Consider the following 12,005-nt stretch of genomic DNA (forward strand, 5'->3'; position numbering starts at 1 on the left):
CCCTTATAACAATCTAGAAGTTAATCCTATCATGTTTTTTGATACCTGCGACAGAATTTGTTAAACTGTTTTTTTTATTTCCAATGGAGTTTGAGAAAACCTATTTTTGTTATGAAAAATTCAAACCTACAGATTTGTGACGCAACCATTCATCCTGGTGAAATAGCCAACTTGGCTTTACCCCTCCCAGAATTTTTTTCATGCATTTCATTTTACATGCCAATTAAAGTGGTTCACGGAAAACAAGCTGGTCCTTGTCTGCTTATTTTTTCTTCAGTAAAAGGGGAAGAGTTGAATGGTCTTGAGATTATTAATCAGCTTCTAGATGCCGATGACATCAAACAGCTCGCTGGAACGCTGATTGTTGTGCCTGTTTTAAACGTACTCGGTTTAGCCAGTTACGCGAAGAATCTCAAATATGAAACTAATCTCGAACGTTGTTTCCCAGGACAAGAAGAAGGCACTTATGGCGAACGAATCGCCCATGTATTTACCAAAGAAATTATGTCTAAAGCCAATTACTGCATTGAACTGAGAACCGGCTCCTTAAATCATGATATTCTACCTCAAATTTATTGCAACTTGTCTGATCCGCAAAGCAAATCTCTGGCGCAAAGTTTCGCGGCTCCGGTAATAACCAACGTCATTACCGAAAATAATACGCTGCGCCAGACCACAGAACATTTGAATATCCCATTACTGGTCTATCAAGGCGGTGAAGCGCTGCGTTTTGATGAGTCCGCTATTAGTTTGGGATTGAATGGTATTAAAAACGTTATGCGATCGCTTAATATGATTCAAGTGGAAGATAATCAAACCAATCACACCTTTAAACCAGTTTTTTCGCAAGACCAAGATTGGATGTACTCTCACCGCAGTGGTGTTTTGAAAGCTCAGGTTGAGTTAGGTCAGCGTATTCAGAAAAATCAAATCATAGGCTTAATTAATGATCCCTTCAGCGCTGATACAGTAGAGCCAGTTAAAGCGCAGCAAGATGGCATTGTGGTCGGTGTGAATCGTCATCCACTGATTCACGAAGGGCAAACCATTTTTAAAATTGCGACCTTTATCGATAATCTACGGGCTGAAACCGCATTAGAAGCCTGGAGCGAATCACAACAAGACGAACCCGTATGAATCCAAATAAAATCACCTGGCGCGGCTTAACGGTCTGGCTGATTTGTGCTGCGTTTTTTATGTATGAGTTTTTGTTGCGAACCGTTTTGGGTACGTTTCAATACCCCATCATGGACGATTTGCATTTGTCTCCCATGAAGTTTGCTTTTTTAAGCTCAACGGCTTACCAAGTCATTTATGGCGTCATGCAGTTGCCAGTCGGTATTATCACCGACCGTTTTGGTCTTAAGCGAACATTGTTTTCGGCCGTTTTGATTTGTGGGGCGGCGAACATCGGCTTTGCCTTTACCCATCAATTTGATGTCGCTTTTTTCTTTCGGGTGTTAATGGGCTTCGGATCTGCGTTTGGATTTGTCTGCTTATTGGTTGCTGTTTATGATTGGATGCCCAGAAAAAACATCGCACTGTTTATTGGGTTATCACAATTTATCGGTACCTTAGGGCCTATGCTTGCCGCTGGTCCCTTAAATGGGATGGCTGAGGAGAATCTCGTTGGATGGCGTGGTTTTTTTCTTTCTCTAGCGATTGTCGCAGTTGTACTAGCGGTGCTTATATTAGGCTTTGTGGAAAACAAACGTGAAACCACAGGCAAGTTTTTAATTTTAAATCGCGACCCTTCGATTAAAGACAATCTACGGCGCTTAATCAGACAGCCTGAAATTTGGTTCATCGCATTTTTTTCAGCCACCATTTACTTTTCAATTGAGTACTTATCCGAGAATGAAGGCACAGCCTTTTTAATGGAAAAAGGATTCACCTCAACGTTTTCATCGTACATGATTACCATGGCTTGGCTAGGGTATGCTATTGGATGTCCGTTGCTCGGTTATCTTTCTGATTGGTTTGAACAAAGAAAACCCGTGATGATTGGTAGCGCGTTAACCATTTTATTAGGACTCACGGGCATTATTTATTTCGATTTAAATCGCGCGGCGACCACGCTTTGTTTTTTAATGGTAGGGGTAGGAGCCAGTGGACAAAGCATTGGCTTTGCAATTATTGCTGAAAATTGCAAGGAGCGTTATCTTGCGGTAGGTCTTGCGTTTAATAACGCAATGATTATGTTTTGTTCGGCGATTAACGCTCCCTTGGTCGGATATCTATTATCCCGCTTATCTTCTTCGGGCGAAGGCCATTCTTTGCAAACCTATCAAGAAGCTTTCGTGATTCTAATTGGGCTTGCGGGTTGTGCCGCCTTATTCAGCATGTTTTTGATTAAGGAAACCTACTGCAAATCCATGAGGGAAAATACGATTTTAAACCCTGCATAAGTTAAAAAACCTTCTCCCCACTAGAGGGAGAAGGCAAGATTTATTGAGAAAACCGTTTGCTGTATTCGAAGTCTACGGTTTGATTCGGCAGATTGGTCTTTGGATCTAAGCTTGAGCAGGTGATGCTGACGTAATTGCTTGAGCAAGGATAATCTCTTGTTACAGACCAGAAGGATAGCAAGCCCATTTGCTTCTCTTCGGCAAATTGCTTTAACGTATCCACATCTTTCAAGGTGAAGTTTAAAGGAATGGTATCATTTAAACCAATCATGACGGTCACTCCGACACGATTCCATAATTGCTCATCACTTTGGTTGGGATATAATGCCTTCAATTGATTAAAGGTACTGGTACCCGCATCAATGGCATACTCGCCCATCGTTTTTTCTTGGAAGCTTGAACCATAATCCATGGCCATCACATTAACCAGATAATCATCCAATCCGCTTAGTTGCGCTCGTTTAATCACATTTTCTCCAACGCCTGGAACTAGGCCATAAGGCATAACGGGGAGGGTAAAGCTGATTTTTATGTGTGGATAGTTTTGTTCGATTCGTTTAATGGCTTCCATTAAGCGATCCAATTGGGCATTGTTGGTTTGCATGGTATTTTCCACATCAAAATCCAACACATCAGGTTGATAAGCCTTAATGATGGTTTCATAAGCGTGATACAACGCATCGGTAGAATCACACACTTGCGCGAGATAGGTACCACTTAATCCGCCAAGCGCCACACGTAGTTCAACCCCTTGCGCTTTCAATTGTTTAAACACCGGCACGCCAAAGCCATTCTCATCGGTGCTCACTGGATAACCATTCCAGGTGCCTTGACAACCGTTTTGAGCGGTGATGAAGGCGAGATGGAAGGATTTTAATCCCGAATGTTTAGCGATCTCTAATAACCCTAAAGGTTGCATAGAACTGGTTTTAGAATCCCATTTAGCCACAGTGCCTAAGGTGACATCCACATAAGGGCTAAATTCCGTCACCATCGGTTTTTCCTGATAAGCCACATTCAGATTTGCTGATGAATCTGCTTGCAGCAAAAGAGAAGTCGGCGTGATTTCAGGCTGATATCGTTTATCATTCACGTTGATTACAGAGGCGCTGAATTGATATTGACGATTGCTGGGTAGTGTCCAGTCTTTACCGGCATTGCTACTCACCGTAAGCGGGTAAGCATTGCCTTTGTTATCCTTTGCGGTAAGGGTGGCGGTTTGATTGGTTGGTAAGCCCGATACTGAAACGTTAATTGTAGCGGTTGGTAACGCTTGTGTCTCAAACGTTAAGTGCACTGGTTTAGGATCGGTGCCATCTATGGTTAGCGTATTATTCGGATTAAATTGCGCCACATAGCGGTGCTCTGAGCCATACAAGGTGGCCACAGTTAATTGATAGGAGTCCCCCAGGGTTAATTGGTTAATGATCGTTTGCCCATTCCACTCAATGGGTTGTGCCGGTAACTCTGTATTCGAGGTTAAATTTTTAACCGTTAACACAGGAGTCGCCAAACCTTCTTCTGGCGCCCCTTGATTTAAGGTTACAGAAATTGCGCCATAAGCGATGGCTTGCTGATAGCGGATATTCACGGTTTGCTGGCTCGTGGAATTTACACTTAAGTTCGCAGGCTCGGCGACCCCAGACCAGGAGCCTCCCGATAATTCAATGGGTTGAACTGCAATTTGATAATTGCCAAAAGGCACATCAGTAATGACGGTCGCTTGATTCCAGGCACCATTGGTAATGGTTTTGCTATAAGCTCCGCCATCGGAAATTGTCACGGTAGATGGATTTGCGAGACTTTGATCGGGCGCGCTCGGAAATTGAATGGCCACTTGACCTTTCTTCACCGCAGGTTTAGTAATCGGATAAAACGCCAATTGGTCAATGGTCGTTTCGGGGGAGGTCGAAAATTGCAAGCTTATTGTGCCGCCGGCAGGAAGCATGGTATTCGGCTTCCACCATTCATTTCCCGCCGGAAAGGTTAAAGCCATCCGAACTAAATGACCATCGCCTTGCGGCTCATGAGTCATGGATGGGTTTTCTGGATAAGCCAGTGGAGAAAACGAACCCCAAAAGCTGCCAGATAAAGCATGATTGGATTTAAATTCAACCAAGCTATCCCGGAGATCAACGGCTTGACCGCACTGATTGCTTACCGTTACGCCCCCATTCCACCCGCCGGTTTGCTTGGTTAATTGCATACACGACAAGGGCTCCGCGGCCCACAAAAAAGGACTAAACGAAAGCCCACTCACCAATACCCAGGTTCTAATATTTATACCATTCATGATAACCCCTTATACAAGATATGTGTATTAGTATATGGGGTTGGTTAAAATTTGACCACTGGTAAACGGTGGGATTTTTGTTAAGATTGTGAAAAATTGGGCTTAAAGAACTGTGCGCCGAATGGCTGGTGAATCAGCTCATGGAAGGATTGCGAGCGTGTAAAGTTACCTCATATCTTTCTCGAATATCGTTATGACTAAGCAAGTTTCGGCCTGTCCTCATGAGCCCCATCATTACGGCTGCTCTCTTGCAAACCATGTGGATAATAAGGGTCTTTCGACAATTCGCTCGGTATCCATCCCGTCATTAAGGTTCCTTGGTAGAGCAACGACAGCGTTAGCGACCATTTGCAAATGCTGGCGTCCAGTGCGCTGCACTCTTCGCCAGTAAATAACATACGAACTGCCAATAAAGATTGTGTGCCAGCTAGAATTAATTGCAATGCATGAATTAGCTTTTCAGCGGTATGAGTATCTCTACGACAAAGCGCATAACTGGAAGTTAAGGCTTGGGCAAATTTACAAGGCAGCACGGCCACGGGATTTAATTCTTTCAACGATTGCGACAAGATTTCTGTAAATGCATTGCTTCGCTCGGTAGCGCGGTGAGTTTTAGAGGAGGTGTAAGTATTAAACGAAGGCATCCAATCAAATAAACCACGCATAAAAAATCCTTTTTTATAAAAATTAAATGTTCCTGCTTAAAGCACCATCGTATGATAGATTACCTGGACAAGCTTGGGGCATTGGCTGTGTGGTATTCCTACTTGGCCCGACTGATTTAAGCCATCTAATCTATCTTATTCAACGGCAAATACTTTCATACAAATCCTACCACGTAATGTTTAAAATTCAATTTATTTAACGTGCTTCGAGTTCTAGTGGTTTCGGTAAATGTAGGTGCTGTGGCTGCCCTTAGTTATCATTTTTAACCCAACCAAACGGTTAAACGTTTGGCTTAGGAATTTAATTTGGATATTAGGAAGTGATCTAAAAATGATATAAAAACAGCATGAAAAATTCTTCATAATATGATTTTAATGCGCCGTTATTCCAAGCCAAAATATCTTCTTTATTGCGATATTTCAATTTAAAACCAAATTTCTGATACGCTTTGATCGCCCATCTAGCTTGAGGGTGAGCAATTAACGCCATTCCCTTCATGCCACGATGTTTAGCTTCCTGTTCTGCAAATTTAAGTAATTTGCGCCCAAAACCCTTGCCGACTTCATTGGCATCAATAAAAACATACCCTAAATAAGCGTACTCGCCGAAATATTGCAGGGATACCGTTCCTACGGGCTTGCCTTCGGTTTCTGCAATATAAAACTCGCGCTGTCTCATGTTTTTACGCACCCAAGAATCATCCACGGCATGATCAGAGACATCTTTTTCATCGATAATTCGCGCATACCAATCAAACGACGAATTGATAAAACGGCTGATATGGTGTTCATCAGCGTCCGTAGCGGCACGGATGGTCAAAGAAGAAGATTTATAATCATTCGGCTGGCTGATAGGATTAATTTCGGCCGCTTTCCAGAACGTATTACGCGTTTCCGGACAGGTATTTAAAGGTCCGGTTTCTAAGACGGGCGCTGCATCAAGATCTCGAGCTTGAATCATATCCACCACTTTCTCAAGTGCGGTAACGATGGATAATTGTTCCGTTTCAGACAGTTTTCCAAAGGAATTTGCCAATTGCTCTTGCAACGGCTGCGGCGCTTTTTGAATTAATGCGCGACCAACATCAGTTAGAGTAATTACGGTGCGACGTTTATCATGCTCATGAGGATGACGAGCAATTAACCCTTTTTTTTCTAACCGATTAAAAATTCCAACCACTGTGCTCGGGCTTAAGTGTACTCTTCTGGCGACTTCAGCCACAGGGATAGCACCATGATCGCGAATGGCGGTTAAACAAATCAGCTGCGGCGCTGTAATATGATATTGACTTGAAAGCTTATACGAATATTGCTCGATAGCACGAATATTTTGCCGTAGGGATTGTAGTATTCGAAATAAGTAAAAATCTTCTGTAGTCCCAAACTGATTATTTGCACAGTTGGTTTTTGTAGTGGGGGCTTGGCTTGAGGATTCAACCTTCATAAAACACTCCTTATTATTTTGTCCTAAACAAGATTAAACTTGTTCGCATAAGAAGGTTCGTATGCGAATGATTTGTATAGGTTAACATCTTGAGCATAGTAAGTAAAAAAGGCATATACCCGTAATCTTTCAAAATGCGTGTTTTTAGGCGCCTTTATTTTTTGTCCTGCCGCATTTTAAAAAGCGAGTAATGGCTCATTCCCTTGCGAGTTTTTTAAAATGCGGCAGGGCGAAAAAGAAAAAGCATAAATCACGCATTTTGAAAGATTACGGGTATATAGGCATGTCACGTTAGCTCGCTGATTAATAAGAGGTTTAATATTGGACTTTGGCCATTTTGAAATAAAGTCCGTTTTTTGTTCTAAAAAGCTATTTGTTATACCCGAGCTATTTGTCATCCCCGCGAAGGCGGGGAACCATGCATCATTAGGTACTGTTTTAAACAAAAAGATAGATCCCCGCCTTCGCGGGGATGACAAAACAGAAAATGGCCAAAGTTCAGCAATAAGAATGTTTAATAAGAACTCACCATGTGCGAATTCATGGTACAATGTAGACCATTTGAGCGAAAAACCAATTGGGAAATATGAACTTACATCAGAGCTTTTTCAACAATCCACAATCTCTTTCTCCTTTTGCTAAAGCATTGTTTGATGAGGTTATTGGAAAAAAAATCCAATCTTATATTTTGCAATATGTGAAACGCACCGCCCAATCAGAGGCTCAAACAGTAGAGATTTCCACTCATATTTTGCAAGAGGTTCATCATTTCCATAATAATCAACTTACCCTAAGAGTGGTTCCCAAAAGCGATACTAATCTGATAGAGATGGCATCGATTAAATTTATATTACATTATCTAACCGAGTTATTAACCGCGAATAACATGCTTTCTCAATTTACCTCATGGTTTCAGAATAAGGTACAGGAGGCGTCATTAACACCATTTCCAGACCTAGATGCCATGATAACCAGCTTATTAGGTCAGCTAAACCTCGATGAGCGTTATCGAGTGCGGTTACGATCATGTTTTACAGTATCCCAATCTAATGAAAGTCCACCGCAATTCAGAGGCAATCTCATAGCTTTGACAGAATTTGCAAGCGCAGTTTTGGAAGAAGAGCAAGTGATTGTTGACTCACGGCAATTGACTGATCCAAGAGCCATGTATGATAAGCAACGTCAAGCCTTAGCGCTAATCAAACAACCAACACTTTCCAAAGAAGACGTTCTTTTCTTAACAAAACTTCAAGAAGAATCGGAAGATTTACTGACCTATTTTTTTAATCCTTTAACCGATGAATCGGGTCAAACGATTATTCTTATGGATGCTTTGTGTGAATCCTATTTTGGCCTGAATTTAGTGTATTTGGGGCTTTATAACTCACAAACGCTTCGGACTAACATCGTAGAACGTTTTCAGGAATGCAAGTCGCAAACACAACACACCTTATTTGATGCCATATTATTGGATCAACATTTGCTTGAAAAGAACATGCAAACTGAAGAGCAAGAAGCGGCTTTGATCGGGTTGATCCTGCAACAATCCCAACGCTTTGTTGATGGAACTTCACAGGACAGTTTCTTTAAATTGTTATTGCTTGCGCGAAATCAGGCTTCCCATAAACTGATTAGTACCTTAGCAAGAGGAGGGTATACGATTGATCCCCTGCTGAGGGCTTTGATACAGGATGAGCAGGTTTTATTTTCTGAGCGTTCGCTGTTTAAAGCGATGTGTCGGAAAGAAGATGGGTGTGTGCTTTTAAACAAATTAATCGCTAAACACGGTCATGAGCAAATACTCAGTTGGCTAGCCAGTAAACCGGAACAGTTATTGGCACCAATTGTATCTTCCGCTCCGTTTACGGCATTTGATATGTTATCAAAATTAATCGATGGTAAAGTTTTTTTAGCAACGATCCTTTTATCTTTATGTGAACAACCTCAATTTTTCGCGGCGTTTACTGATCCTATCTGGTTGTTTGAAATTCCTCGCAGAATGGGTTATTTATTGAAATATAATTTGCCGGTACTGACTTTAATACTCAGCAAATACGGAACATTAGAATGGCTTGACGCAAAAAAACTTGCTGCCGTTTTTCAGGAATTTCCTATTTTGTATGAGCAGGTAGAGCTTCGTACCTGGTTCGCAGAAGATTTACAAGGCCAACGATTCTACGCTCATCTTGCATCCCATGAAGCGGGTGCTTTATTCAAAAAAAACTTACCGCTTCCCGATAAGGGTCCTATTCTACCTACAGGCTTTATGATAGCAACCACAACGGAAGCCCCTGACGACTTATCTAAAGCAGTCGAAGCGTATTGGCATAAGATTTATTCGGGGTCTGCCACGTATGCTGTGCATGGAGAGGTATTTCAATCGCAGCTGGAGCAGCTTTTTTCGGTGTTAAAAACCGTGGTTGAGGGAGTCGATCCAACTCCTAAGTATGTTGAGCAATTGGAATCGTTTCATAATCGTTTGAAGTTGAATCGTGATAACCAGACCGAATTTTATTTCAAACGCGTAAAATATTTGTTAGAGACATTAACCTATCTTTGGCATAAACAAAAGCCAGCGATCATTAAGGGGTTTCTAAAAGCTTTTTTTGAAGAGATTGCTTATTGTCATGCTGGCGTGAATGAAGCGCTCGAACACGCTGTCAGCGCTATGACGGATGGGTGGCGTGGTTCCATTAGTAATGCATTAACTCAGGCAACCTTCGAGTTTGCTATGTATCACGATGATTTGCTCGGTGTCCACCAAAGCTTTGACAAGCATACAGGTGGATTAATGCTGCAACATCTTGCTGATCTAGGGATTGGCGTCTCAGCTCCCGGTGCGCGAGATGTAACTAATACAACAGGATGTAGACTATCCCCACTTAGTTATCAATGGTTACAGAACCATATCTATTTGTATTATACTCGCGCTCGATGCATTCAAATTGTTTACGATGCGACGGTTGAGCGAGTTAAGCAATATGTTTTGCAACAATTTAGTATAGAAAGCGCAGAAGTGAATCCCTATACACCAGGGGCTTGTTGTGATTGGATGCCTCTGCAAGAGCGCTTACTAGGCATGCCTTTTCTCAACGAAATTCATCAAAAATTCGGTATGGCGTCAAGTTTAGCTAAGCTGTTTGATACCAGTGATGAAGAAACCTATAAAATTAAGTTATTGTCCAATTTTGATGAAGAGTTTCCTAAAGTATTTGCTGCTTTGGTCAAAGATTTTTTGCAATTATCAAATATGATTACTCCACCAGTTCTGCAGATTACGCTCTTTAGTTTAGCAGACAGCGAAGATTTCTCTCCCAGTGAAAAGCGAGCCTTGGCCGGATTTAGTGACGATCGCAATGTGCGCAGCGGAATTTCTGGCTACATACAGCAAATCCTTCCAAATGGATTTAGCTTAAAGAGTGTTATACATTACCCCAAACTTACGAGTTTGCTGCAATACAATCCAAATTTGTATAAGGCTTTGAATCTGAATGAGAATTCAGCAGGCGCTTTCATAGGTAGCCTTTTTGAATTCATTCAGCAGCGGCAGGACTACATCAGTACTCCTTTTCAAACCGTTCCGATTGATTTTGAAAGCCGAGGACTTTTTGTTAACGAGGTATTGATTGGCATTTGTAAAGTAATAACCAAAAGGCATTAGAAAGCCTCGTTCGCGCGGTTTGTTACCCACCTGGGAATATCAGTCAATTAAGGGCGATTATTCGTTATGGTTTAAGTTTTCGTAATCGCGACATGCGAGAAGTAGCCCAACAGTTTATGGCGGTTGCCATTAAATGGCTAAAAGAAGAATTTTTTACTAATCCAGCGCTCTATCATCCAGATTTTGCCTCTGGATTACGGGGTCTTTTGCGATCAGGCCCAGAGGATGCCCTAACCTTGTTTTTGAAAGACCATGGCCAAGGAAGTCAAATTGATACGTTTTTGAATGAATGCGCGTTGGATCAAAGTAAGCCTGAGCTTATTCCGGTTCTAGCACAGGCGATAGAAAAGACCCCACAACTAGCGGATCGTATTTCTGCGGCTACGGTAAGAACTTTAATCGCCCAGAAAAAATATGAATTAGTTTATAGTTGTGTGAAACATTGTTCGCGCTTGACAGCCCATCTTATCCCTTTTCTTAAGCAGCAAGATCTAATGGCGTTTAAAGAAAAAAAACAGTTAGAGTGTCTTGAACTGCTGTTGAATCAATACAAACAATGGTTGAATATCCCGCTCGAGGCTAAGAAACGTATTCAAAAAGAGCTGACGTTTGCAAATTTAATCACGTTATTAACCAGTCCTGATAGCAGTATTTTAAGATGGTGTGTTTTTCGTACCGGTTATTTATTGAAACAATGGGTTGAAACTATAAAAAAAGATGATGGGGAATGGACGCAAGCCATAGCCGCTTTAAAAGAAACAGCAAAACGTTTCCCGAGTTTATTTAGTCTTTCCCTTGATGCGTTTCAGCTCCTCTTAGATTGCTTAAAGCACGACGAAGAATTCAAAACGGGGTTTAAAGAACAAATGGAGCTTCAGAGCGTATCTCCCGATCTTTTTAATCGTTATTTTGAAATAATTTATAATCGCGAAGATGAGTATTTATTATGGATTAGTTTTTTTCCGGAACAATTGCACCAGGAAAAAGTGTTGCACAGAGCTGTCTCGGCGGTTCAATATAACTTTCGCTTGCTGAGAGATAGTGACTATATTTGGGGGCTTGTAGCAAAGCACCTTCCGTTGTTTTTGACTTTAGCTAATAGGCATGCCCCACTCAAAGAACTACTCACGAAACAAATGTTAGATAGAAAAAACGCTATGATGACCGCTTTAAGGGATACGTGCTTATCACCTGAGACTCATGCAAGATTTCAGAAAGAATCTCAGGACTTGCAACAGTTACATAGGTTAATTTGCAGCAGTCCGGAGCTATCCACGGGTTGGGAGCAAGTATTTCCTGAAATCGGGCAAGCTGAATTGTTACAAACCGCAAGAAATTCTTCTCGCCGCAGTCGCGGTGCGGTGACTCAGTTTGGCTTATGGTCGTCTCCTGCTTCAGAAGCGTCGAGGGCCGAAGAACTACCAGCAAAACGGCGACATACATTGACCGGAGAAAGCGGTAGTGCTGCAAACGAGACGCAAATATCTAATCCAAAAAGGATATGACGAACAAATAAAAAGTATAAATTTAGGTC

7 protein-coding genes are annotated in these 12,005 nt (G+C 41.8%); 4 read left to right on the plus strand and 3 right to left on the minus strand.

Annotation, left to right across the window (positions count from 1 at the left end; all coding sequences use genetic code 11):
* The first annotated feature begins 111 nt into the window (after positions 1–111).
* Positions 112–1,137, plus strand: a complete 1,026-nt coding sequence (locus E1O47_RS05100; protein WP_133130189.1) for a succinylglutamate desuccinylase/aspartoacylase family protein — start codon at positions 112–114, stop codon at positions 1,135–1,137.
* Positions 1,134–2,408, plus strand: a complete 1,275-nt coding sequence (locus E1O47_RS05105) for an MFS transporter (RefSeq protein WP_242602016.1) — start codon at positions 1,134–1,136, stop codon at positions 2,406–2,408. The genes E1O47_RS05100 and E1O47_RS05105 overlap by 4 nt, the downstream gene beginning before the upstream one ends.
* Before the next feature lie 40 nt (positions 2,409–2,448).
* On the opposite strand, the gene E1O47_RS12410 is transcribed toward E1O47_RS05105, so the two are convergent.
* The 3 genes from E1O47_RS12410 to E1O47_RS05120 all read right to left on the minus strand — a co-directional run bounded on the left by E1O47_RS12410 (position 2,449) and on the right by E1O47_RS05120 (position 6,810).
* A complete protein-coding gene (locus E1O47_RS12410) occupies positions 2,449–4,701 on the minus strand; it encodes a chitinase (protein WP_133130190.1) in 2,253 nt (750 codons plus the stop codon).
* 197 nt (positions 4,702–4,898) lie between these two features.
* Positions 4,899–5,366 (minus strand): hypothetical protein, encoded by a 468-nt coding sequence (locus E1O47_RS05115; protein WP_207384291.1) that lies wholly within the window; start codon positions 5,364–5,366, stop codon positions 4,899–4,901.
* A gap of 325 nt (positions 5,367–5,691) precedes the next feature.
* The gene (locus E1O47_RS05120; protein ID WP_133130191.1) at positions 5,692–6,810 is read right to left on the minus strand and encodes a bifunctional helix-turn-helix transcriptional regulator/GNAT family N-acetyltransferase; all 1,119 of its coding nucleotides are present in this window, start codon (positions 6,808–6,810) and stop codon (positions 5,692–5,694) included.
* 586 nt (positions 6,811–7,396) lie between these two features.
* Between E1O47_RS05120 and E1O47_RS05125 the strand changes: the two genes are divergently transcribed.
* Together E1O47_RS05125 and E1O47_RS05130 are read left to right on the plus strand one after the other, a co-directional pair.
* Positions 7,397–10,471 (plus strand): hypothetical protein, encoded by a 3,075-nt coding sequence (locus E1O47_RS05125; RefSeq protein WP_133130192.1) that lies wholly within the window; start codon positions 7,397–7,399, stop codon positions 10,469–10,471.
* A gap of 92 nt (positions 10,472–10,563) precedes the next feature.
* On the plus strand, positions 10,564–11,976 hold the full coding sequence (locus tag E1O47_RS05130) for a hypothetical protein (RefSeq protein ID WP_133130193.1): 1,413 nt from the start codon (positions 10,564–10,566) through the stop codon (positions 11,974–11,976).
* The last annotated feature ends 29 nt before the right edge of the window (positions 11,977–12,005 follow it).

It is taken from the genome of Legionella yabuuchiae (genome assembly GCF_900640115.1).
GTDB lineage: Bacteria > Pseudomonadota > Gammaproteobacteria > Legionellales > Legionellaceae > Legionella_A > Legionella_A yabuuchiae.

What these genes read in the sequence shown, in the direction of transcription:
- E1O47_RS05100 (WP_133130189.1), top strand. Translation starts at nt 112, where the DNA reads ATGAAAAATTCAAACCTACAGATTTGTGACGCAACCATTCATCCTGGT.
- E1O47_RS05105 (WP_242602016.1), top strand. Translation starts at nt 1,134, where the DNA reads ATGAATCCAAATAAAATCACCTGGCGCGGCTTAACGGTCTGGCTGATT.
- E1O47_RS12410 (WP_133130190.1), bottom strand. Translation starts at nt 4,701, where the DNA reads ATGAATGGTATAAATATTAGAACCTGGGTATTGGTGAGTGGGCTTTCG.
- E1O47_RS05115 (WP_207384291.1), bottom strand. Translation starts at nt 5,366, where the DNA reads ATGCGTGGTTTATTTGATTGGATGCCTTCGTTTAATACTTACACCTCC.
- E1O47_RS05120 (WP_133130191.1), bottom strand. Translation starts at nt 6,810, where the DNA reads ATGAAGGTTGAATCCTCAAGCCAAGCCCCCACTACAAAAACCAACTGT.
- E1O47_RS05125 (WP_133130192.1), top strand. Translation starts at nt 7,397, where the DNA reads ATGAACTTACATCAGAGCTTTTTCAACAATCCACAATCTCTTTCTCCT.
- E1O47_RS05130 (WP_133130193.1), top strand. Translation starts at nt 10,564, where the DNA reads ATGCGAGAAGTAGCCCAACAGTTTATGGCGGTTGCCATTAAATGGCTA.